The sequence below is a fragment of the Curvibacter lanceolatus ATCC 14669 genome (genome assembly GCF_000381265.1).
GTDB classification, from domain to species: Bacteria; Pseudomonadota; Gammaproteobacteria; order Burkholderiales; family Burkholderiaceae_C; genus Curvibacter; species Curvibacter lanceolatus.
Map to the genome: position 1 here is coordinate 28888 of NZ_KB906267.1, position 21483 is coordinate 50370.

At 67.0% G+C, this 21483-nt stretch carries 23 protein-coding genes; 10 read left to right on the forward strand and 13 right to left on the reverse strand.

Annotated elements, in window-relative coordinates:
- Positions 1–6: 6 nt before the first annotated feature.
- Together F624_RS0122230 and F624_RS0122235 are read left to right on the forward strand one after the other, a co-directional pair.
- Entirely contained in the window at positions 7–1506 is a 1500-nt protein-coding gene (locus F624_RS0122230; RefSeq protein WP_019576571.1) for a class I adenylate-forming enzyme family protein, read from the forward strand.
- A gap of 22 nt (positions 1507–1528) precedes the next feature.
- The gene (locus F624_RS0122235; RefSeq protein ID WP_019576572.1) at positions 1529–2320 is read left to right on the forward strand and encodes a citryl-CoA lyase; all 792 of its coding nucleotides are present in this window, start codon (positions 1529–1531) and stop codon (positions 2318–2320) included.
- Here the strand turns inward: F624_RS0122235 and F624_RS0122240 are convergent.
- Complete coding sequence (locus F624_RS0122240; protein WP_019576573.1) at positions 2293–2883, reverse strand: PadR family transcriptional regulator; 591 nt, start codon at positions 2881–2883, stop codon at positions 2293–2295. The two genes, F624_RS0122235 and F624_RS0122240, sit on opposite strands and share 28 nt — an antisense overlap.
- A gap of 127 nt (positions 2884–3010) precedes the next feature.
- Here F624_RS0122240 and F624_RS0122245 point away from each other — a divergent pair, with 127 nt between their 5' ends.
- The 4 genes from F624_RS0122245 (at position 3011) to F624_RS0122260 (ending at position 6270) form a co-directional block, all read left to right on the forward strand.
- Positions 3011–5035 (forward strand): NADPH-dependent 2,4-dienoyl-CoA reductase, encoded by a 2025-nt coding sequence (locus F624_RS0122245; RefSeq protein ID WP_019576574.1) that lies wholly within the window; start codon positions 3011–3013, stop codon positions 5033–5035.
- Between the two features lie 31 nt (positions 5036–5066).
- Positions 5067–5507 carry a nuclear transport factor 2 family protein gene (locus F624_RS0122250; RefSeq protein ID WP_019576575.1) on the forward strand — a complete coding sequence of 147 codons (441 nt, stop codon included), beginning with the start codon at positions 5067–5069 and terminating at the stop codon, positions 5505–5507.
- 98 nt (positions 5508–5605) lie between these two features.
- Positions 5606–5854, forward strand: a complete 249-nt coding sequence (locus F624_RS0122255) for a type II toxin-antitoxin system Phd/YefM family antitoxin (RefSeq protein WP_019576576.1) — start codon at positions 5606–5608, stop codon at positions 5852–5854.
- Complete coding sequence (locus tag F624_RS0122260) at positions 5851–6270, forward strand: type II toxin-antitoxin system VapC family toxin (RefSeq protein WP_019576577.1); 420 nt, start codon at positions 5851–5853, stop codon at positions 6268–6270. Before F624_RS0122255 ends, F624_RS0122260 begins: the two co-directional genes overlap by 4 nt.
- A gap of 7 nt (positions 6271–6277) precedes the next feature.
- Here the strand turns inward: F624_RS0122260 and F624_RS36280 are convergent, their stop codons facing one another.
- The 6 genes from F624_RS36280 to F624_RS34235 all read right to left on the reverse strand — a co-directional run bounded on the left by F624_RS36280 (position 6278) and on the right by F624_RS34235 (position 10099).
- Entirely contained in the window at positions 6278–7810 is a 1533-nt protein-coding gene (locus F624_RS36280; protein WP_043426462.1) for a methyl-accepting chemotaxis protein, read from the reverse strand.
- Between the two features lie 144 nt (positions 7811–7954).
- Entirely contained in the window at positions 7955–8275 is a 321-nt protein-coding gene (locus F624_RS0122270) for a type II toxin-antitoxin system PemK/MazF family toxin (protein ID WP_031255866.1), read from the reverse strand.
- A complete protein-coding gene (locus F624_RS0122275; RefSeq protein ID WP_019576580.1) occupies positions 8269–8523 on the reverse strand; it encodes an AbrB/MazE/SpoVT family DNA-binding domain-containing protein in 255 nt (84 codons plus the stop codon). The genes F624_RS0122270 and F624_RS0122275 overlap by 7 nt, the downstream gene beginning before the upstream one ends.
- A gap of 133 nt (positions 8524–8656) precedes the next feature.
- Entirely contained in the window at positions 8657–9547 is an 891-nt protein-coding gene (locus F624_RS0122280) for a LysR family transcriptional regulator (RefSeq protein ID WP_019576581.1), read from the reverse strand.
- Positions 9548–9587: 40 nt separating this feature from the next.
- A complete protein-coding gene (locus tag F624_RS34230; RefSeq protein ID WP_084679598.1) occupies positions 9588–9875 on the reverse strand; it encodes a type II toxin-antitoxin system RelE/ParE family toxin in 288 nt (95 codons plus the stop codon).
- Positions 9872–10099, reverse strand: a complete 228-nt coding sequence (locus F624_RS34235) for an addiction module protein (protein WP_084679599.1) — start codon at positions 10097–10099, stop codon at positions 9872–9874. The genes F624_RS34230 and F624_RS34235 overlap by 4 nt, the downstream gene beginning before the upstream one ends.
- Before the next feature lie 204 nt (positions 10100–10303).
- On the opposite strand from F624_RS34235, the gene F624_RS0122295 reads away from it, so the two are divergent.
- The 4 genes from F624_RS0122295 (at position 10304) to F624_RS0122310 (ending at position 15165) form a co-directional block, all read left to right on the forward strand.
- Entirely contained in the window at positions 10304–11803 is a 1500-nt protein-coding gene (locus F624_RS0122295) for a CoA-acylating methylmalonate-semialdehyde dehydrogenase (RefSeq protein WP_019576584.1), read from the forward strand.
- Between the two features lie 101 nt (positions 11804–11904).
- Positions 11905–13065, forward strand: coding sequence for an acyl-CoA dehydrogenase family protein (locus F624_RS0122300; RefSeq protein ID WP_019576585.1), 1161 nt, complete (start codon positions 11905–11907; stop codon positions 13063–13065).
- 32 nt (positions 13066–13097) lie between these two features.
- Positions 13098–13982, forward strand: a complete 885-nt coding sequence (gene mmsB / locus F624_RS0122305) for a 3-hydroxyisobutyrate dehydrogenase (protein ID WP_019576586.1) — start codon at positions 13098–13100, stop codon at positions 13980–13982.
- Between the two features lie 181 nt (positions 13983–14163).
- Positions 14164–15165 (forward strand): AraC-like ligand-binding domain-containing protein, encoded by a 1002-nt coding sequence (locus F624_RS0122310; RefSeq protein ID WP_019576587.1) that lies wholly within the window; start codon positions 14164–14166, stop codon positions 15163–15165.
- A 93-nt stretch (positions 15166–15258) separates the two neighbouring features.
- On the opposite strand, the gene F624_RS0122315 is transcribed toward F624_RS0122310, so the two are convergent.
- The 6 genes from F624_RS0122315 to F624_RS0122340 all read right to left on the reverse strand — a co-directional run bounded on the left by F624_RS0122315 (position 15259) and on the right by F624_RS0122340 (position 21480).
- Entirely contained in the window at positions 15259–15987 is a 729-nt protein-coding gene (locus tag F624_RS0122315) for an ABC transporter ATP-binding protein (RefSeq protein ID WP_019576588.1), read from the reverse strand.
- Positions 15984–16694 carry an ABC transporter ATP-binding protein gene (locus tag F624_RS0122320; protein WP_019576589.1) on the reverse strand — a complete coding sequence of 237 codons (711 nt, stop codon included), beginning with the start codon at positions 16692–16694 and terminating at the stop codon, positions 15984–15986. Before F624_RS0122320 ends, F624_RS0122315 begins: the two co-directional genes overlap by 4 nt.
- Positions 16691–17686, reverse strand: coding sequence for an ABC transporter permease subunit (locus tag F624_RS0122325; RefSeq protein ID WP_157443572.1), 996 nt, complete (start codon positions 17684–17686; stop codon positions 16691–16693). Before F624_RS0122325 ends, F624_RS0122320 begins: the two co-directional genes overlap by 4 nt.
- A gap of 72 nt (positions 17687–17758) precedes the next feature.
- Entirely contained in the window at positions 17759–18628 is an 870-nt protein-coding gene (locus tag F624_RS0122330; RefSeq protein WP_019576591.1) for a branched-chain amino acid ABC transporter permease, read from the reverse strand.
- A gap of 13 nt (positions 18629–18641) precedes the next feature.
- Entirely contained in the window at positions 18642–19928 is a 1287-nt protein-coding gene (locus F624_RS0122335) for an ABC transporter substrate-binding protein (RefSeq protein WP_051107485.1), read from the reverse strand.
- Positions 19929–19977: 49 nt separating this feature from the next.
- Entirely contained in the window at positions 19978–21480 is a 1503-nt protein-coding gene (locus tag F624_RS0122340; RefSeq protein WP_019576593.1) for an aldehyde dehydrogenase family protein, read from the reverse strand.
- Positions 21481–21483: the final 3 nt, after the last annotated feature.

Genomic DNA, 21483 nt, shown 5'->3' on the forward strand with positions numbered 1-21483 from the left:
CCCAATATGTACCCCATCGATTTTTTCTGGCGCGCTGCCCGGCGCTGGCCCGAGCGCATCGCCATCGACACCCCGGATGAGCGCATCGCCTATGCCGAGCTGGCCCGCCGTGTGCGCGCCCTGGCCGCGGCCCTGCAGGCCGCCGACCCGCAGGAGCAAAGCCGGGTGGCGATCTGCGCGCACAACAGCGCCGCGCACATCGTGGCCTTGCTGGCGGTGCTGGCCAGCGGCAAGACCTGGGTGCCCCTGAACCCCAAGAGCACCGCCCCCGAGATCCGCCGCATCGTGGACGCCACCGAGCCCAGCGTGCTGGTGCTGGACGAAGCCGGCACCGCGCTGCTGGGGGACGCGCCGGGCCAGCGCATCGCCTTGGACGGGCCTGAGCTGGCCACCTTGATCCAGCGCCATGCCCAGGCTGCCGAGCCGCGCTTCACCCAGCCCGAGCAGGCCACCCAGGCCATCAAGTTCACCGGGGGCACCACGGGCCTGCCCAAGGGCGTGATGCAGCCCTACCGCGCCTGGATGGCCAACATCGTCAACCAGATCCAGGCCTGGGGCTTTGACGAGCACACCCGCTATGTGGTGGCCGCCCCGATCACCCACGGCACCTCCACCTACCTGCTGCCGGTGCTGGCCCAGGGCGGCTGCCACGTGCTGCTGGCCCAGGGCGGGGCCGAGGCGGTGCGCCAGGCCTTTCGCGAGCGCGGCGGCACGGTGTGCTTCATGCCGCCCACCCTGGTCTACATGCTGATGGCCCTGCCCGGCAGCAGCCGGGCCGACTACCCGCAGCTGCGCCAGCTGATCTATGGCGGCGCCCCCATGCCGCCCGAGAAGATCCGCGCGGTGCGCCAGTTCTTCGGCCCGGTGCTGGGCACCACCTATGGGCAGACCGAGGCACCCCAGATCCTGACGGTGATGCGCCCCGACGACTTTGAAGACGAGCGCCACTGGGCGGCCGTCGGGCGCACGGCCTGGTTCAGCGACGTGGCCATCATGTCGCCCAGCGGCGAGATCCTGCCGCCTGGCGAGATCGGCGAGGTGGTGGCGCGCGGCGACCTGCTGATGAGCGGCTACTGGCGCCTGCCCGACAAGACGGCTGAAACCCTGGTGGACGGCTGGCTGCACACCGGCGACCGGGGCCTGATCGATGAGCAGGGCTACCTGTTCCTGAAAGACCGGCTGCGCGACGTGGTGATCACCGGCGGCTTCAATGTCTACCCGGTGGACGTCGAAAACGCCCTGGGCCAGCACCCGGCCGTGCACGAGTGCGTGGTGTTTGGCGTGCCGGACGACAAATGGGGCGAATCGGTGCAGGCCGCGGTGCAACTGCGCCCCGAAGCCGGCCCCCCGCCCGCCGAGGCCGAGCTGATCGCCTTTGTGCGCGAGCGCCTGGGCCCGGTGCAGACGCCCAAACGCATCCACTTCCATGCCAGCCTGCCGCGCTCGCCCGTGGGCAAGGTGCTCAAGACCGAGGTGCGCCAGCAAGCGCTGAGCCCCACCCCCTGAAACATTTGCCCAAGGAGACCCCATGACGAACCCCACTGCACAGAACACCCCGACCACCCACCTGTGCCGCCACACCCTGACCAGCCTGCACTACCGCGAAGCCGATCTGGTGCAAGACCTGATGGGCCGCAAAGGCTTCACCGAGGTGATGCTGATGCAGATCCTGGGGCGGCCGCTGCGCCCCGTGGATGTGCGCATCACCGACGTGGTGCTGGTGGTGCTGATGGAGCACGGCCTGACCCCCAGCGCCATCGCCACCCGCCTGATCTACATGAGCGCGCCTGAGAACCTGCAAGGCGCCGTGGCCGCCGGGCTGCTGGCCGTGGGCAGCTCTTTTGTGGGCACCATGGAAAACGGCTCGCGCCTGCTGGACCGCATCCTGGCCGCCCCCGACGCCCAGGCCGAAGCGCTGGCCATCGCCCGCGAGCACCGCGCGCGCAAACAGGCCGTGCCTGGCTTTGGCCACCACCTGCACAAGCCGGTGGACCCGCGCGCCTACAAGCTGATCGAGCTGGGCCGGGCCGAGCCCGAGCTCAAAGGCGCCCACCTGGACGCGCTGATGAACTTGTCCCAAGCGGTGGACGAGGTCTGGGGCCGCCCGGTCACGATCAACGCCACCGGCGCCGTGGCCGCCCTGCTGGGCGAGCTGGGTGTGCCCACCGCCGTGATGCGTGGCTTTGCCGTGATCTCACGCGCCGCCGGTCTGGTGGCCCACATCGTGGAGGAGCAGAAGTCGCCCTCAGGCCGCTTCATCTGGGACACGGTGGAGCACGCCATCCCCTTTGTTCACGAGGAAGCCGGGCCTGGCGTCTGATCTGCGGCAGGGGAGCCCGCGCCGGCCTCAGGCTCTGGCTCGTTGAGGATGGCCAGGGCGCGCTCTGAGAACTCGCACCACATCGATTCCATCAGGATGCCCGCCTGCAGCACCAAGTGTTGCAGGCGCTGGGCCCGCTGGTCGTTGCCGGGCGCAAAGTCACGCTGCTCGATGGCCTGGTACACCGCCAACTGAGCCTGGTGCAGGGCCAGCCGGCGGGTGATTTCGTGCTGCAGGCCACAGGGGCCAACCGCCGCATCGGCCCGCAGGCGCACCATCAGTTCCTCACGCAGCGGCCGCGGGTCGGCCGGCTCGGCCACCCAGCGGCGCAATTCCTCGCGCCCGGCCGCCAGCACCTCATAGACCTTGCGCCCGCCCCGGGCGCTTTCATCGGCACTCGACTGTACCCAGCCCGCCTCTTCGAGCCGCGCCAGTTCGCGGTAGATCTGCTGGTGGGAGGCCTGCCAGAAATAGGCCATGGATTTGTCAAAACGCGCGGCCAGGTCAAAGCCCGAACTGGGGCGCTCGATCAGGGCGGTGAGCAAGGCGTGGGGCAGCGACATGGGGAAGATTCTGCCTCAAGCCGGCCAGGGCCTTGGGTTTGCAAGCATTTGTGCAACCGGTTGCATAAAACTCGGTTTTGCCTCTAGAATTTTATGCAACCAGTTGCAATTAAAACGGAGACACCCGATGAGCCCCCCCTATCCCCACCTGCTGCAGCCCCTGGACCTGGGCTTCACCACCCTCAAGAACCGCGTGCTGATGGGCTCGATGCACGTGGGCCTCGAAGAAGTGCCGAACGGCTTTGAGCGCATGGCCGCCTTCTATGCCGAGCGCGCGCGCGGCGGCGTGGCCCTGATGGTGACGGGGGGGATTGCCCCGAACGAGGCCGGCCGCCCCATGAAGGGCGGGGCCAAGCTCAGCACCGAAGCCGAAGCCCTGCAGCACCGCACGGTGACCGAGGCGGTGCACGCCGCCGGCGGCAAGATCGCGATGCAGATCCTGCACTTTGGCCGCTACTCGTACCAAAAGAACCTGGTGGCCCCCAGCGCACTGCAGGCCCCCATCAACCCTTTTGTGCCGCAGGCCCTGACGGGTGAAGAAGTCGAACAGACCATTGCCGACTTTGTGAACTGTGCCGCGCTGGCCCAGCTGGCCGGTTACGACGGGGTCGAGATCATGGGCTCGGAGGGCTACCTGATCAACGAATTCATCGCCGCCCGCACCAACCACCGCACGGACGAATGGGGGGGCGCCTACGAAAACCGCATCCGCTTCGCCGTCGAGATCGTGCGGAGGGTGCGTGAGCGCGTGGGCCCGAACTTCATCATCATCTACCGCCTGTCGGCACTCGACCTGGTGGAAGGCGGCTCCACGCTGGCCGAGGTGATCACCCTGGCCCAGGCCATCGAGGCTGCCGGCGCCACGATCCTCAACACCGGCATCGGCTGGCATGAGGCCCGCATCCCCACCATCGCCACCAAGGTGCCGCGCGCGGCCTACGCCTGGGTGACCGGCAAGCTCAAGGGCCATGTGGGCATTCCGCTGGTGGCCACCAACCGCATCAACACGCCCGAGGTGGGCGAGCAACTGCTGGCCGAGGGCTGCTGCGACATGGTCTCGATGGCCCGCCCCCTGCTGGCCGACCCCTTCTTTGTGCAAAAGGCGGCCGACAACCGCGCCGACGAAATCAACACCTGCATCGGCTGCAACCAGGCCTGCCTGGACCACACTTTTGGCGGCAAGATCACCTCCTGCCTGGTCAACCCCCGGGCCTGCCACGAGACCGAGCTGCTCATCACCCCCAGTGCCCAGCCGCAGAAGATTGCTGTCGTGGGCGCCGGCCCGGCCGGGCTGAGCTTTGCCGTCACGGCCACCGAACGCGGGCACCAGGTCACCTTGTTCGATGCGGCAGCCGAGATCGGCGGCCAGTTCAACATCGCCAAGCAGGTGCCGGGCAAGGAAGAGTTCCACGAGACCCTGCGCTACTTCAAGCGCCAGCTCGAGCTGAAGAAAGTGGACCTGCGCCTGAACACCCGCGTCGACGTGGCCGGCTTGCAGGCGGGCGGCTTCGATCAGATCGTGCTGGCCACCGGCGTGGTGCCGCGCACCCCGGCGATCGAGGGCATCACCCACCCCAAGGTGCTGGGTTACCTGGACGTGCTGCGCGATCACCGCCCGGTGGGCCGCTCGGTGGCCGTGATCGGGGCCGGGGGCATCGGCTTTGATGTGTCCGAGGTGCTGACCCATTCGGGCGACAGCGCCAGCCAGAACCCGGCCAAGTTCTATGCCGAATGGGGCATCGACCCCAGCTATGCCCAGGCCGGCGGCCTGGCCCGACCGCAGGTCGAGCCCTCGCCCCGCCAGGTGCACCTGCTGCAGCGCAAGGACAGCAAGGTGGGCGACCAACTGGGCAAGACCACGGGCTGGATCCACCGCAGCGCCTTGAAGGCGCGCCGCGTGGCCATGACGAATTCGGTGGCCTACCAGAAGATCGACGACGCCGGCCTGCACATCACCGTAGATGGCCAGCCCCAGCTGCTGGCGGTGGACAACGTGGTGGTCTGCGCCGGCCAGGAGCCCCAGCGCGAGCTGCTCGAAGGCCTGCAGGCCGCCGGCTGCCGCGTGCACCTGATCGGGGGCGCCGATGTGGCCGCCGAACTGGATGCCAAGCGCGCCATCCACCAGGGCACCACCCTGGCGGCCCAGATCTGATGCCAGAAACACCCCCACGAAGGAGACACCGATGATCAACACCCTGACCCACCTGAACCCCGCCGTGCAAGCCTCTCTGGCCCGCTGGCACACCATGGTGCAAGCCAAAAACCTCAGCGGCCTGAGCGCCCTGCTGCACCCCGACGCGGTGTTCCGCTCGCCCATGGCGCACACGCCCTACGGCCCGGCGGCCGCCCTGGAGCTGATCCTGGGCACGGTGATGCAGGTGTTTGAAGACTTCACTTACCACCGCGAACTGGCCAGCGACGATGGCCTGAGCGTGGTGCTGGAGTTCAGCGCCAACGTGAGCGGCAAGGCGCTCAAGGGCATCGACCTGATCCAGTTCGACGCCCAGGGGCTGATCACCGAGTTCGAGGTGATGGTGCGCCCGCTCAGCGGCCTGCAGGCCCTGGGCGCGGAGATGGGGGCGCGACTGGCGGCGCACTTGCCGGCGCACAAACTGAAGACCTGAGTCACTGAAGAGCCGACGGGCGGAGGGCACCTTAGCCACCTCGACAGTCACCTGCCGATAAACTATGACCCTTCTGGTCAGATCACAAGGAGGCGCCCATGTCTGTCTGGCAAGTACAAGAAGCCAAAGCCCGCTTTTCCGAAGTCGTCAAGAAAGCCGAAACCGAAGGCCCGCAAGACATCACCTTGCATGGGCGGCCGGTGGCGGTGCTGCTGTCGCAAAAGCAGTACGAATCGCTCTCAGGCCGCGATCAGTCCCTGGTCGAGTTCATGCGGCAGGCCCCGTTTCCCGACCTTGAGCTGGATCTGACACGGCAACAAGACACGGTGCCGGAGACCCCCTGGTGAGTTACCTGCTCGACACCAACGTGCTGTCCGAATTGCGGCGGAAAACCCCAGAGCCGGCCGTTGCCGCCTGGATGTCACAGCGCCCTGCCCGCTCGCTGTTCCTGAGCGTGCTCACGCTGGGGGAAATCCGCAAAGGCATTGACAGCCTGCAGGACATTCCGAAACGGCAGGTCTTGAGCGACTGGCTTGAAGCCGACCTCCCCGCCTACTTTCAAGGGCGCATCCTGCCCGTTGATCAGTCCGTCTGCGAACGGTGGGGCCGCTTGCTGGCAAGGGCCGGTTGCCCCTTGCCGACCATCGACTCGCTGCTGGCAGCCACCGCGGCCACCCATGGCCTGTGCATGGTGACCCGCAACACCCGGGATTTCGAAGGCCTGGGGGTGGATCTGTTCAACCCCTGGCAAAGCCCGGCCTGAGCCCACCTCAGCAGTGAAAATGCCCCACCGTGCCGGTCAGCCGCTGTGCCTGATCCTGCAGGCTGGCGGCAGCGGCGGAGCTCTGCTCCACCAGGGCGGCGTTCTGCTGGGTCATCTGGTCCAGCTGCGACACCGCGCTGCCGATCTCGCCCAGGCTGCGGCTTTGCTGGGCGCCAGCCTCGGAGATGTCCTGGATCATGGTGCTGACCTGCCCCACCGCACGCACGATGTCGTCCATGGTGCTGCCCGCCTGTTGCACCAGCTGGGTGCCGTTCTCGACCCGGCTGCCCGAGTCGGCGATCAGGGCCTTGATCTCACGGGCCGCCTGGGCACTGCGGCCGGCCAGGCTGCGCACCTCGCTGGCCACCACCGCAAAGCCGCGCCCTTGCTCACCGGCCCGGGCAGCCTCGACCGCGGCGTTGAGGGCCAGGATGTTGGTCTGGAAGGCAATGCCGTCGATGACGCCGATGATGTCCCCGATGCGGCGCGACGAATCGTTGATATCGGCCATGGTGCTCACCACCTGGGCCATCACCGTGCCGCCCCGAGTGGCCACGTCGCTGGCCTGCAGCGCCAACTGGCGGGCCTGTTGGGCAGCCTCGGCGTTGTGCTGCACGTTGTCGGTCAACTGCTCCATCGATGAAGCGCTCTCCTCCAGGCTGGCCGCCGCCTGTTCGGTGCGGTTGGACAGGTCCAGGCTCCCCTGGGCCACCTCATCGGCCGCCTGGCGGATGGTGGATGCCCCTTGCTGAACCTCTTGCACCACCTCGCGCAAGGAGCGCTGCATGGTCTGCATCTGGCCCAGCAGGCTTTCGGCCGGGCCATCGAGCACGATGGGCTGATCCAGCCGGCCGGAGGCGATGCCCTGGGCAATGGTGGCCGCGTAATCCGGCTCGCCACCAAGCTGCCGCTGCAGCACGCGGTGGGTGCGCCAGCCCAGGCCCAGCAACACCGCCAGCACCAGCCCGCTCAGACCCAGAAAGCGCAACAGGTAGCTGCGGTAGAGCGCGTCGATGTCATCGATGAACACCCCGTTGCCGATGACCCAGCCCCAACGCTCGTCCAGGATGGCCCCCAGCAGCTTGGGCACCTCGCTCTTGTCGGTGGCGGAAGGCCGGGCCACATAGGCGGTCATGAACACCTGGCGGGCTTTGCTGAGGCCATCGCGGTAGATCTCCGAGGTCAAGCGGCCGTCTTCAGTGCGTGAACCCTTGTCGACCTGGCCCACACGCTTGGGATCGGCATGCACCAACATCACGTTGTCGAGCGTGCGCACAAACAGGTAGTCGTCCTGAAAGCGCATGCCTGACAAGGCCTCACGGGCCTGCGCCTGGGCCTGCTCGCGGCTCAGCTTGCCCGCGCCTTCCAATTGCTGGTAGTGCGCCACCACCCCCTGGGCCAGGCGGGCTACCTTCAGGATCTGCTCCTGCTTGCCCTCCACCAGGGTCTGGCGCAAGGCCTGCAGACTCATCGCACTGATCAAGGCCATGCCCAGCAGCGAGGCCAGGCTCATGAGAAGGATTCTCTGGCGGGTTTTCATGGCCGAGGTTCCTGTCTTCTTTTGGGGTGACACGCGCCGCAACACCGCGGCGCGTTGTCACAAGATGTCACGACCGAGGCCGCCTGTCCACTAGAGGCAAACCCTCACAGAGCGTCCACACAGCGGTCTTCAACAGCGCAAGCCCTACGCTGTGAACACTTCGCGCAGTGTGGACAACACTTGGGCCAAGGTCTCGGGCGACACGGCGCCCAGCCGCTTGACCAGACGCAGCTTGTCCACCGTGCGCAATTGATCCAGCACGATCAAGCCCTGGGTGCCGGCGTGGACCAGCGGCACCCGAAACGGCGCAGCAAACCCCTTGGAAGTCATCGGTGCCACGATGACGGTGCGCAGGTGGTCGTTCAACTCGGCGGGGGACACCACCACACAGGGGCGGGATTTCTGGATCTCACTGCCCACCGTCGGATCGAGGTTCACCAGCCAGATGTCGCCGCGCTTCACCAGTCCAGCTCCGCGTCTTGCGCGTTGCCGAACTCCCCCATGAGCAGTGAGTCATCGCCATGGGCTGCCACTGCCGCTGCGGCCTCCGACCAGCCTGCACGAACCGCCTTGGCCGGCTTGCGCAGGACGATGGCCCCGTTTTCCACCTCGATGCTGGCGGTGGCCAGGCCTTCCAGGCCCGCCTGGATCAACAAGGGCTTGGGCAAGACCACGCCTTTGCTGTTGCCGATGTTGCGTATGGTGACTTCCATGTGCTTCTCCCGCCTTTGTTCACCGCGTCTGTTCACCGCTTCAATTCAGTTGCAACAATGTTATTCCTTGGGCCACCCTGCGTCCAGACGCGGCATCGACAGCCAGCAGCCATGGATCGGGATCAGAACACCGTCAGGAAGGATTGATCCAATCCTGCAAACCCTGCACCGTGTCGCGCAAAAAAGCCCAGGTGGCCTGCATGCGCGCCTGGTGCTTGGCCTCGGCGGGCATGGACATCCAGAAGGTGCGGGTGAAACGCGCCTGCCCCGGCAGCACAGGCACCAGCGCCGGGTCGCGTGCGGCCACAAAGGCAGGCAGCACGGCCAGGCCGGCGCCGGCCTTCACCGCCTCGTACTGGGTCAGGATGCTGGTACTGCGCAGGGCAAAGCGCTCGGGGCGGTACAGCTCATCGAGCAACTGCAGCTCTTTGGTGAACAGAAGGTCGTCCACATAGCTGATGAAGGTGTGCGAGCGCAGGTCATCGCGGCTTTCGATGGCCGGCTGACGGGCCAGGTAGTCGCGCGAACCGTAGAGCTGCAGCACGTAGTCGGTCAGCTTGGTCACCACCACCGGGCCCCGCTTGGGCCGCTCCAGCGAGATCACGATGTCGGCCTCGCGCCGCGACAGGTGCACCAGGCGCGGCAGGGCCAGCAGGTCGATCGACAAGGCCGGGTACTGCCGGCTGAGCCGCGCCAGTTGGGGCGCCAGCACCACGGTGCCAAAGCCTTCGGTGGTGCCCAGCCGCACCTGACCCGAAGGGCCTTCGGCCGCCGACAGCGAGGCGCGCTCCACCTGGGCCACGGCCGCCTCCATGGCCTCGACCTGGGGCAGCAGTTGCCGGCCGGCCTCGGTCAGCCGGTGGCCGCCGGCCTCGCGGGCAAACAAGGGCGTGCCCACCTCTTTTTCAAGCGCCTGCAGGCGCCGCGCCACCGTGGTGTGGTCCACCTCCAGTCGCCGCGCGGCATTCACCAGGGTGCCGGTGCGGGCCAGTTCGAGGAAATAACGCAGGTTGTTCCAGTCCATGGTGCGATTGTCATCCGCTGACAGGATGACAGAACCCAGCTCACTTCTGGAAATAGCGCGGCGCCCGTCTTTGGTGACGCACCAGGAGGATCAGCAGCCCTTCGTCGGTACCTCGGTAAACCACGGAATAAGGGAAGAAGCGAAGCGGAAAGATCCGGCGTCCTTGCAGCAAGGGTGTGCCCAGCGCAGGATGCTCAACCAGCAATCGGGCCACACGCTCAAATTCGTCAAGAAAGCGACTGGCCAGCGCAGCGCCCGCTTTGCGTCGGTAAAAAGACGCAGCCTCGGTGAGGTCCGTGGCCGCGTCCGGGTGGAGTGAATAGCTCACGAGCTCAATTGAGCACGAATCTTCTGCAGGGTCTGAGGACCATCCAGAACGCCGACCTGACCCGCCGCCCATTCAGCATCGCGCCTCTCAGCCTCCCGCTCCCATGCCTGCTCGCCATCAAGGTCAGGCTCCAAATCACCCATCAAGCGCTCAAGCAGCCGAATGCGATCGGCGGGATCCAGTTTCATGGCTTCTGCATGGACGAGTTCCAGATCTACCGGCATGGTGGGCTCCTCTGCGATGGCACAAGGCCGCTAGCTTGCCACAACGCCTGAGCCGGCTCAATGGACCTCCAGAACGGCGCCCGTACAGCCTGATATTGATCTGCATAAATGCAATAGAAGAATGCATTTTTATCTATTGCATCAACAATTTCGCACACATAACATGAGCCCGATTCCATCAGACCCCCCAGGAGACACTCAACCATGACCGCCCCCACCGTCAAGCTGCTGATCAACGGCGAATTCGTCGAATCCAAGACCACCCAGTGGCGCAATGTGGTCAACCCGGCCACCCAAGAGGTGCTGGCCCGCGTGCCCTTTGCCACGCCCGACGAGATCAACGCCGCCGTGGCCAGCGCCAAGACCGCGTTCAAGACCTGGCGCAAGACGGCCATCGGGGCTCGGGCCCGCATCTTCCTGAAGTACCAGCAGCTGATCCGCGAGAACATGGCCGAGCTGGCCGCCATCCTGACCGCCGAGCAAGGTAAGACCCTGCCCGACGCCGAGGGCGATGTGTTCCGTGGCCTGGAGGTGGTGGAGCACGCGGCCGGCATCGGCAACCTGCAGCTGGGCGAACTGGCCAACAACGTGGCCGGTGGCGTGGACACCTACACCCTGCTGCAGCCGCTGGGCGTGTGCGCCGGCATCACCCCGTTCAACTTCCCGGCCATGATCCCGCTGTGGATGTTCCCGATGGCGATTGCCACCGGCAACACCTTCATCCTCAAGCCCTCCGAGCAAGACCCGATGGTCACCATGCGCCTGTGCGAGCTGGCCCTGCAGGCCGGCATCCCGGCCGGTGTGCTGAACGTGGTGCACGGCGGCGAAGAGGTGGTCAACGCGATTTGTGATCACCCCGACATCAAGGCCATCAGCTTCGTGGGCTCGACCAAGGTGGGCACCCATGTGTACAACCGGGCCAGCCTGGCCGGCAAGCGGGTGCAGTGCATGATGGGCGCCAAGAACCACGCCATCGTGATGCCCGATGCCAACAAGGAGCAGACCCTGAACGCGATTGCCGGTGCCAGCTTCGGCGCCGCCGGCCAGCGCTGCATGGCCCTGTCGGTGGTGGTGCTGGTGGGCGAAGCCCGCCAGTGGGTGAACGACCTGGCCGACAAGGCCAAGACCCTGAAGGTCAACGCCGGCACCGAAAAAGGCACCGATGTGGGCCCGCTGGTGTCGTGTGCCGCCCGCGACCGGGTAGAGAGCCTGATCGAACGCGGTGTGGCCGACGGCGCCACCCTGGTGCTGGACGGCCGCAAGCCCCTGGTGCCCGGCTTCGAGCAAGGCAACTTCGTGGGCCCGACCATTTTTGACGGTGTGAAGCCCGGCATGAGCATCTACGACCAGGAGATCTTTGGCCCGGTGCTGTGCCTGGCCGGGGCCGACACCCTGGACGAGGCCATCGAACTGATCAACAGCAACCCGAATGGCAACGGCACGGCCATCTTCACGCAAAGCGGTGCTGCGGCGCGCAAGTTCCAGGAAGACATCGACGTGGGCCAGGTGGGCATCAACGTGCCGATCCCGGTGCCCGTGCCCATGTTCTCGTTCACCGGCTCGCGCGCCTCCAAGCTGGGCGATCTGGGCCCCTACGGCAAGCAGGTGGTGCTGTTCTACACCCAGACCAAGACCATCACCGCGCGCTGGTTCGACGACAGCACGGTGAGCCAGGGCGTCAACACCACCATCAGCTTGAAGTGAGACCACCCTGTTGGAACTTCCTCACAGGAAAACGCCGGGCCGCCCCAAGTTTTCCTGTCCCCCTCGGGGTAAAACCGTATTTTGGGTTTTGAAAGTCTTCCATGGATTTTGAACTGAGCGAAGAGCAGCGCGCTTTCGCGCAAACCGCGCGTGACTTTGCCGAAGCCGAGTTCGCGCCGCACGCGGCGCACTGGGACGAGGCCGGCATCTTTCCCAAAGAGGCCATCGCCAAGGCCGGTGAGCTGGGCTTTTGCGGCCTTTATGCCCCCGAGGCGGCGGGCGGCTTGGCCCTGCCCCGGCTTGATGCCACCCTGGTGTTCGAAGAGATGGCCGCGGTCGACCCGTCCACCACGGCCTTCATCAGCATCCACAACATGGCCACCTGGATGCTGGGCACCTGGGCCACGCCCGCGGTGCGCGAGCACTGGGGGCCCCTGCTGTGCAGCGGCCAGAAGCTGGCCTCTTACTGCCTGACCGAACCCGGCGCCGGCTCCGACGCCGCCTCGCTCAAGACACGGGCCGAGCGGGTGGGCTTCGAGTATGTGATCAACGGCGGCAAGGCCTTCATCTCGGGGGCGGGCAGCACCGACGTGCTGGTGCTGATGGCCCGCACGGGCGGGCCCGGCGCGGGTGGCGTGTCGGCCTTTGTGGTGCCTGCCGATGCCCCAGGCATCAGCTACGGCAAGAAGGAGCACAAGATGGGCTGGAACAGCCAGCCCACGCGCACCATCAGCTTTGACAACGTGCGCATCCCCACCGACAACCTGCTGGGCGCCGAGGGCGAGGGCTTCAAGATCGCCATGAAGGGCCTGGACGGTGGGCGCATCAACATCGCCACCTGTTCGGTCGGTGCGGCCCAGGGGGCCCTGGCCCAGGCCCAGCGCTACATGCAGGAGCGCCAGCAGTTCGGCAAGCCGATTGCCAGCTTCCAGGCCCTGCAGTTCAAGCTGGCCGACATGGCCACCGAGCTGGTGGCCGCACGCCAGATGGTGCGGCTGGCCGCCTTCAAGCTCGACACCGGCGCCCCCGACGCCACCACCTACTGCGCCATGGCCAAGCGCTTTGCCACCGATGTGGGCTTCACGGTCTGCAACGAGGCCTTGCAACTGCATGGCGGCTACGGCTACATCCGCGAATACCCGCTGGAACGCCTGCTGCGCGACGCCCGGGTGCACCAGATCCTCGAAGGCACCAACGAAATCATGCGCGTGATCATCTCGCGCCGCATGCTCGACGGCGACGCGCCCGACGCCATCCGCTGAGCCCCCCTTTTTCACCCCAAGGAGACAAGAACATGAACATCGCCTTCATCGGCCTGGGCAACATGGGCGGCCCGATGGCCCTGAACCTGAAGAAAGCCGGCCACGACGTGCAGGCCTTCGACCTGTCCAAGCCCGCCTGCGACAAGTTTGCGGCAGAGGGTTTGACGATTGCGGCCAGCGCCGCCGAGGCCGTGCGCGGGGCGCAGGCCGTGATCAGCATGCTGCCCGCCAGCCAGCATGTCGAGTCGCTGTACCTGGGCGAGGCCGGCCTGCTGAAGCTGTTGAGCCCCGGCACGCTGGTGATCGACTGCTCGACCATTGCCGCCGCCAGCGCACAAAAGGTGGCCCAGGCGGCCACGGCGCTGGGCCTGCCAAGCATTGACGCCCCCGTGTCGGGTGGTACTGGCGGCGCCATTGCTGGCACCTTGACCTTCATGGTGGGCGGCGACGATGCGGCGCTGGCCCAGGCCCGGCCCCTGCTCGAAAAAATGGGCGCCAACATCTTCCACGCAGGTGCGGCGGGTGCGGGCCAGACGGCCAAGATTTGCAACAACATGCTGCTGGGCATCCTGATGATCGGCACCAGCGAGGCCCTGGCCCTGGGCGTGGCCAACGGGCTGGACCCCAAGGTGCTGTCCGAGATCATGCGGCGCAGCTCGGGCGGCAACTGGGCCCTGGAGAAGTACAACCCCATGCCCGGCGTGATGGACACGGCCCCCGCCTCCAAAGGCTACGCGGGCGGCTTCGGCACCGACCTGATGCTCAAGGACCTGGGCCTGGCGCAGGAAAACGCCACCGCCGTCAAGGCCAGCACCCCCCTGGGCGGCCTGGCACGCAGCCTGTACGCCGCCCACAGCCTGGGCGGCCAGGGAGCGCTCGATTTTTCGAGCGTGATCCGGCTGTTCCAGAAGGGCTGACGCGCCCGCGGGGGCCCTCCCCCGCGCCCCCCTCCGCCTTCTATCGCCACGGTGCGGGCCACCTCACCCTTGATCGCACAGAGGATCTGGCCCCGTGTTTTCCCTAGCGGGAAAAAGAGGTCTTGCGCGCAGAATTAATTAATATATTCAATATTGACTTGCCTCGCAGACGAGTCTCACCGTGCGATCCCACCTTTTCTCCACCGATGCCGACTACGCGCCGCAACAGGCGGGTTATTGGCATGAGGCGATTTCCCGCTACTTTGGTCATCTCGATGCGCACTGCGACGCGCCGGATGCCTTCGAAGCGCAGATGCAGGCCTATGAGGTGGGGATGCTGCGCGTGTTCACCATCAGCTCTTCGGGCAATGACATCGAGCGCTCCCCCCGGCACCTGGACGACCACGGCTCGGACTACTACAAGCTGTTGCTGCAGCTCGAGGGCCGCAGCGAAATCGTCCAACGCGATGACCGCGTGGCCCTTCTGAGCACCGACTGGAGCCTTTACGACCCGCGCCAGCCCTATGTGATCCAGAGCCCCGGCCCCTACAGGCACCTGGTGGTGCAGATTCCCCGCGCCAACCTGCAAGGCCTGCCCATACCCAACCTGCACACCTCGCAGATCGCCAACCCCCAGATGCAAGGCCTGTTCCGTCTGCTGGCCTCGTTCCTCGAATCGCTCTCCGTGCAACTGCCGCACCTGCCCGAGGCCTGTGCCGCCCCCCTGTCGGAAACCCTGATCGGCCTGCTGAGCTCCACCCTCGCCTCGCTGCGCCAAAGCCAGGGGGATCACCAGGGCCTGCCCGCCGTGCTGCGCGCCCGTGTCAAGCAGCATGTGCAGTCCTGCCTGACGGACCCAGGCCTGTCGCTGGATCAGATTGCGCAGCAGATGCGCTGTTCCAAACGCTATTTGCACCGGATCTTTGAAGAAGAAGGCATCACCCTGGACCGCTACATCTGGCAGAGCCGGTTGGAGCGTTGCAAGGCCGAGCTCGAAGCCCGCCACGACGGCCCCGAACAGGCCGGCGGCACCATCTCCGAAATCGCCTTCCGCTGGGGTTTCAACAGCACCGCGCATTTCAGCCGGGTGTTCAAGAGCCGCTATGGCCTGACCCCGCGCGAATGCGCCAGCCGCGCGCTTCAGCACGGCGCATCCCCTCAGCACTCCACGCAGCACCACTGAGGCCTGCCGCCTCGCGCTCGCGCTGCGCATCGCTCAAAAGCGCCTTCATGTTGAATTCAGCCGGAGGCACCCAACGCCAAGGCCTGTGGCTGCTCAACCCGCGGCCAGATAGCTGCCATGCAGGATGTCGGGCCGCTCCTGCAGTTCAGCAGCAGTGCCGGCATAGGCCACCCGCCCCCGCTCCAGCACAAAGGCCTGCTGCGCCACGGCCAGTGCCACGGTGGTGAACTGCTCGATCAGCAGCACCCCGGCCCCCTGCGCCACCACCTGTTGCAGCACCGCCACCAGGCGCTTGACCACCATCGGTGCCAGCCCCAGCGACAGCTCGTCAACAATCAAAAAACGGGGCTGCACGATCAAGGCCTGGGCCACGCAGACCATCTGCTTCTGCCCCCCGGAGAGCGCGCGCCCGGGAAGGGCCAGCTTGGGAATCGGTTCCGGGAAGATGCCCAGCACCTGTTCCAGCGCGGCGGGCAGGCGTGCGCCGGGCAAGGCCGTGGCGGCGGCCAGCAGGTTGTCGCGCACACTCAGATCGCCCAGCACCCGATGGCCTTCGGGTACCACCGCAATGCCGGCAGCGCGCACCTGCTCGGCGCGTACTGCCGCCAGCGGCACACCGTCCAGCAGGGTTTGGCCCGCAATCCGGGGCAGCAGACCGGCCAAGGCCATCACTGTGCTCGATTTGCCTGCCCCATTGGGCCCCACCAGGGCGGTGATCTCTCCGCGCCGCACGGAGAGGCTGACCCCGTGCAGCACCCGCTTGCCGCCGCGATCCAGCACCAGCTCGTCGAGTTTCAGTTCTTGGGCCGTGGTTGGATTCATTCCGAAACTCCCAGGTAGGCGGCCTGGACCGCCGGGTCTTGCAACACTTCGCGTGTGGGCCCGAGGGCGAGCCGCCGGCCAAAGTCCAGCACCAGGGTCTGGCTGCAGGTGGCGGCGATCAGGTCGACATCGTGGTCGATCAGCAGCACCTGGGCGCCGCAGAAATCAGGAATGCCACACAGCAGCTCGCGCAAGCGCGCCGCCTCGTGTTCGGTGAGTCCGGCACCGGGCTCGTCCAGGAGCAAGAGCCTGGGTTGTCCGACCAGGGCCTTGCCGATCTCGACCAGGCGCCGCTCAAACAGGTTCAGGCGCAAGCCCATCCGGGTGGCCACCGGCAGCAGGCCGACATAGTCGAGCACCCGGGCCAACTGCTCCAGGCGCGGGCCTGAACCGGCAGGGACATGGTCCAGCACCGCCTGCAGGTTGTCCCAGACGCTCAGGTCCTCCACCACCTGCTCGGTCTGGAAAGACCGGCGCAGGCCGAAGCGCACCCGTTGCAAGGGGCTCTTTTTCAGCAGATCGCTGCCGTCCACCCTCACCGTCCCGCTGCGCGGCTGGACCAGGCCGCTGAGCACATTCACCAGGGTGGTCTTGCCCGCCCCGTTGGGCCCGATCAGGCCGCAGACCGGCGCATCCAGGGTGGCCGACAGCGCATCGATCGCCCGCACGCCACCGAACTGCACGCAAAGCTTGTCCATCTCGATCATGCGGTGCCTCCGCGCTGCAAGCGCCACCGGCCCAGGGCCCCCAGGGCGTCCTGGATCTGGCCGATCACCCCCCCCGGGGCCGTGATCAGCGCGTGCAACAAGGCCGCGCCAAAGACCATCTGAGCGACAAAACCGTTCACGCCCCAATCGGTCAGCAGCGAAGGTACCGCCCTCAGCAGCAGGCCGGCCACCAGGGCGCCGCCCCAGTGGTAGGCCCCGCCCACCACCGTCAGCGCAAACACCATCACCGAGTCGCTCGCACCAAAGCCCCTGCCATCGAGCTGGCCCACTGCACCGGCCAGCAAGGCCCCGCCCACCCCCGCGCAGAAGCCAGCCAGGCCAAAGGCCCAGGTCTGGTAGAGCAGCACGTTCACCCCCGCCCCCAGGGCCGCGGCCTCGCCCCGCCGGATCAAAGCCCAGGAGCGGCCAGCCCGGGTGCGCCGGTGCAACTCGATCAAGGCCAGCACGGCAGCCAGCCAGGCGGCGGAGTAGGCCAGGTAGGCGCCATCGCCAGAGGCCCAACCGGGCCGGGCCATCAACAGGCGTTCGCTGCCCATCATCCGGCCCAGCCATCCGGGGCCGCCATCCGGGAAGCCGATGGCGGTGATCAGCACCTGAAAGCCGCCCGCCATCATCAAGGTCACCAGGGCCAGGTACAGGCCCTTGAGGCGCAAGGCCGGCAGCCCGGCCAGCATGCCGACCAGGGCGGCGCTCAGCCCCCCAGCCAGCACGCAAAGTTCAAAGGGCCAATGCCAACCATGGCTGACCCGCAGGGCCACCCAGCCCCCCGCGCCCAGCAGGGCGTATTGGCACAGGCTGACCAGGCCCAGTTGCCCATACAGCAGGGCCACGCCCGCCACCGCCGTCGACAGGGCCAGGGCCGAGGTCAGCGTTTTCACCCAATAGGCATTGGCCAGCCAAGGCAACAGCGCGGCGAGCAGCAGCACCAGTGCCACCATCAGCCACAAAGAGCGGCGGCGCTGAGCGGCCATTTCAGCCAGGGCCAGGCGCACAGCGCCCAGGTCCGGGCCCGACGACCCGGCAGAGACAACAAGGGACATGGATCAAGCCTTGCGAGTGGTGTTGCGAAAGAAAAGACAGGCCAGCAAAGCCACCAGAAACGGGGTGGCACTGCGGTAGGGGGCGTAGCCGGGCCAGGTGATGGACACCGCCTCCAGCACGCCGATCGCCAGCCCCGCCAGCACGGTGAGGGGCAAGGAACTGAGCCGGCCCAGGATGGCGGCGGCAAAGGCCGGGATGACCAGAAAGGTCAGCAGGGTGGCCTGCAGGCGCACCATATTGGCCAGCAACAGGCCGCAGACGCCAGCAAAAGCGCCACTCAACAGCCAGGCCACGCCATCGACCTGCAACACGCGGATGCCCAGCAAGGCGCTGAGTTCGCGGTCATTGGCCAGGGCGCGCATCTTGAGGCCGATGCGGGTGCGTGACAGCAGCAGCCCGATGCCCAGCATCATCAGGGCCGCCAGCGCCAGGCTGAGCAGGCGCGTGGTGGTCAGGCGCACATCGCCGATGGCGGTGCTGAACTCCAGCCCACCGGCATCGGTGGGCAGGTTCAGGCGGCGCGGCTGCTCGTCCCAGAGCCAGTCGGTGAGGCCCATCACTACCAGGGCAAAGCCCAGGGTGGCGATGCTGCGGATGCTCGGGTCACGGTGCGCCAGGCGCGGGGCCAGCAGTCGCCCATAGCCCAGCGACAGGGCCATGGCCGTGGCCACGGCCGCCAGGCAGGCCCAGCTCAGGCCGAGGCCCTGCTGCAGCACCGACCAGGCCACGTAGGCGCCCATGGCCCCGATGGCCCCGAAGGCAAAGTTCAGCACCCCGGAAGAGCGGTACAGCAGCACCAGGCCCATGCCCGACAGCGCATACACCGCCCCCAGGCCCAGGCCCGAGACCAGAAAAGGAAGCAAGGTGTCCAAGCGGCGCTCCAGCTTATTTCTGGCCCAGCTTCTGGGCGTCGGCTCGCACATCGGCGAGTTCGGGGTCATCGGCCTGCAAGCAGGGCTCGGTGGGCGTCCAGCCGGCCCCGTTGGAGCGGGCCATCGGGCCGCTGTTGTTGGCGTTGTGGCGTTGACCGGCACCGATGTGGAAGGGCTTGCACAGGATGTCACTGCGGAAGTCGGCCACCTGCCGCAAGGCTTCGGTGACCGAGGCGCGCTCGATCTTCTGCGGGTCCATCTTCAGCAGGGTCTCGGTGAGCAGCCGCGCGGCCAGGTAGCCGGCCTGCGAGAAGGTGTCACGGGGGTCGTCCTTCTTGCCGTATTTGTCCATCACCGCCAGCCAGTTCTGGTTGTCCGGCCCCTTGGACTCCAGAGGCTGGAACTCCAGGTTGGTGTCGAAGTTGTCCTTCCAGTAGGCGCCAATGGACTTGGGCACCTCGACGTTGTAGGCCGGTGCGGCCGACAGAAAACGGATCTTGCGGCCCAGGCCCTGCTGCTCGGCGGCCCCCAGCATGGGCACCAGCAGGCCTTTGGGCACGTCGAACAGGATCGCATCAGGCTTTTGCGCGGCCGCCTGCAGCACCACCGAGGTGGGATCGGCCGAGCCCGGGTCGATGGTCAGGGTCTGTACCTCGACGCCGTTCTTGCGGCCCCACTCCTTGGGGCCCTCGCAGGCCCAGTTGCCCAGGCTGGGGATGTTGGGGATCACGCAGACGATCTTCTTCGCCTTGTACTGCCGGGCGGCGTACATGGTTGCGATGGTGGCCGAGACCCGGGGGCCGGCGTTCAGCGGCACATAGTTGCGCGCAAAAAAGCATTCGCGCGGTACCCCGGTCCCGGCCACGACCATGACGTTTTCCTGGGCATACAGGCGGGCGTTGGCCCCGCATTCGACAAAGCTGGTGTTGCCCGCCATGGCCACCACCTTGCGATCCTTGACCAATTTGGAGGCCACCTGGGCAGCCACCTCGGGGTTCCATTGGTCATCGGCAACCTGGTAGTCGACGGGGCGGCCGTGGATGCCGCCGTTGCTGTTCACACAATTGAAGTAGGCGGCCGCGGCACCGGCTGAGGCGCTGAAGTCGTCCGGGCCGGTTTTGCCGACCACGGCGCCGACCGGGATCGGCTGCCCCGTGGCTTTCTTGCCGTTGTTGAGACCGCAAGACTGCGCCTGGGCACTGACACCGCAGAGCGAGGCGGCGAGGCCCAGCGCCGTCAGCGCCAAGGCGCGGGTACGGGTACGGGTACGGGTACGGGAAGGGGTCTTGAAAGAGGTCATGGGGTGTCTCCGTTTTTGCTTTGGTTGGGGGCTCGGGGTCGACGGCCGCTCAGTAAGCGATGCAGACCGACTTCAACTCGGTGAATTGCTCGATGGCGCTGCGGCCCAGGTCACGGCCATAGCCCGACTGCTTGACGCCGCCGAAAGGCAGGTTGTTGTCCAGCATGTTGTGGGTGTTGACCCAGACAATGCCCGCCTGCAGGCGGGGCACCACCCGGTGCACCAGGGACAGGTCGTTGGACCAGACGCTGGCGGCCAGCCCGTAATCGCTGGCATTGGCCAGGGACACCGCTTCGTCGACGGTGTCGAACGGCATCACGCAGACCACCGGCCCGAAGACCTCCTCGCGCACGATGTGCATGCCGGCGTGGGTGTTGGCAAACACCGTCGGTTGCATGAAGAAGCCGCTGTCCCGCCCGCGCTGGCCGCCCGCCACCAGTTGGGCGCCCTCCTCACAGGCCTGGGCCACATGGGCCTGCACCCGCTGCAAATGCCGCGCCGAGATCAGGGGGCCGATCTGGGTCTCCGGGTCAAAGCCCGATCCGAGCTTCATCTGCCCTGCCAGCGTGCCCAGGGCTTCGACCACCGCCCCATAGTGGCGGCGCTGCACATAGACGCGGGAGCCGGCCGTGCAGACCTGCCCCTGGTTGAAAAAGATGCCCATGGCCGCGCCCTGCGCAGCTCGCCAGGGGTCCATGTCATCCAAGATGATCAGCGGCGACTTGCCGCCCAGCTCCAGGCTGAAGCGGGCCATGCGGTCGAGGGCGCTGTGCCCGATGGAGCGCCCCACGGCGGTCGAGCCCGTGAAACTGATCTTGCGCACCCCCGTGTGGGCTACCAGGGCGGCACCCGCCGCCGGCCCGCCGGTGACCACGTTCAGCACCCCGGCCGGCAGGCCGGCCAGCTGAGCCAGTTCGGCCAGGCGCAGCGCCGTCAACGGGGTTTCCTGGGCGGGCTTGAGCACCACAGTGCAGCCACAGGTCAGCGCCGGCGCCACCTTCCAAAGCGCGATGGCCAGCGGAAAGTTCCAGGGCACGATGGCCGCCACCACCCCCACCGGCTCCCGCCAGGTCGAGGTTTGGTAGGCCACGCCGGGCGGCCCGCCGATCGAAGACGCCAGCGTGCTGCCCTCGATCTTGGTGGCCCAGCCGGCCATGTAGCGCACGTGCTCGGCGCCCGCGTCCACATCAATGGCACGGGCGATGCTGAGCGGCTTGCCGGTCTCCAGGGTTTCCAGCGCCGCCAGTTCGTCGCCATGGGCTTCGATCAGATCGGCCAGCCGGCACAGCATGCGTTCACGGTCGGCCGGGCGCAGCCCGGCCCACTCGGCCGATTGAAACGCACGTTGTGCCGCCGCCACGGCCAGGGCCACGTCGGCGGCGTCGCTGTCCGCCACCTCGGCCACCACCAGCTCGATGGCGGGGTCGCGGACCGGCGAATAGCGCCCACCCACGGGGGCAACGCTCTCGCCGCCGATCCAGTTGGCCAGCGGGCCACGGTCCAGCAGGCTCAGTGTGCGCAGGCGGTCTTGGTTCAGGGAGCTCAAATTCATGGT

Coding starts and splice junctions, on each gene's coding strand:
- F624_RS0122230 (WP_019576571.1), top strand. CDS start 7: ATGTACCCCATCGATTTTTTCTGGCGCGCTGCCCGGCGCTGGCCCGAG.
- F624_RS0122235 (WP_019576572.1), top strand. CDS start 1,529: ATGACGAACCCCACTGCACAGAACACCCCGACCACCCACCTGTGCCGC.
- F624_RS0122240 (WP_019576573.1), bottom strand. CDS start 2,883: ATGTCGCTGCCCCACGCCTTGCTCACCGCCCTGATCGAGCGCCCCAGT.
- F624_RS0122245 (WP_019576574.1), top strand. CDS start 3,011: ATGAGCCCCCCCTATCCCCACCTGCTGCAGCCCCTGGACCTGGGCTTC.
- F624_RS0122250 (WP_019576575.1), top strand. CDS start 5,067: ATGATCAACACCCTGACCCACCTGAACCCCGCCGTGCAAGCCTCTCTG.
- F624_RS0122255 (WP_019576576.1), top strand. CDS start 5,606: ATGTCTGTCTGGCAAGTACAAGAAGCCAAAGCCCGCTTTTCCGAAGTC.
- F624_RS36280 (WP_043426462.1), bottom strand. CDS start 7,810: ATGAAAACCCGCCAGAGAATCCTTCTCATGAGCCTGGCCTCGCTGCTG.
- F624_RS0122275 (WP_019576580.1), bottom strand. CDS start 8,523: ATGGAAGTCACCATACGCAACATCGGCAACAGCAAAGGCGTGGTCTTG.
- F624_RS0122280 (WP_019576581.1), bottom strand. CDS start 9,547: ATGGACTGGAACAACCTGCGTTATTTCCTCGAACTGGCCCGCACCGGC.
- F624_RS34235 (WP_084679599.1), bottom strand. CDS start 10,099: ATGCCGGTAGATCTGGAACTCGTCCATGCAGAAGCCATGAAACTGGAT.
- F624_RS0122295 (WP_019576584.1), top strand. CDS start 10,304: ATGACCGCCCCCACCGTCAAGCTGCTGATCAACGGCGAATTCGTCGAA.
- F624_RS0122300 (WP_019576585.1), top strand. CDS start 11,905: ATGGATTTTGAACTGAGCGAAGAGCAGCGCGCTTTCGCGCAAACCGCG.
- mmsB (WP_019576586.1), top strand. CDS start 13,098: ATGAACATCGCCTTCATCGGCCTGGGCAACATGGGCGGCCCGATGGCC.
- F624_RS0122315 (WP_019576588.1), bottom strand. CDS start 15,987: ATGAATCCAACCACGGCCCAAGAACTGAAACTCGACGAGCTGGTGCTG.
- F624_RS0122320 (WP_019576589.1), bottom strand. CDS start 16,694: ATGATCGAGATGGACAAGCTTTGCGTGCAGTTCGGTGGCGTGCGGGCG.
- F624_RS0122325 (WP_157443572.1), bottom strand. CDS start 17,686: ATGGCCGCTCAGCGCCGCCGCTCTTTGTGGCTGATGGTGGCACTGGTG.
- F624_RS0122335 (WP_051107485.1), bottom strand. CDS start 19,928: ATGACCTCTTTCAAGACCCCTTCCCGTACCCGTACCCGTACCCGTACC.
- F624_RS0122340 (WP_019576593.1), bottom strand. CDS start 21,480: ATGAATTTGAGCTCCCTGAACCAAGACCGCCTGCGCACACTGAGCCTG.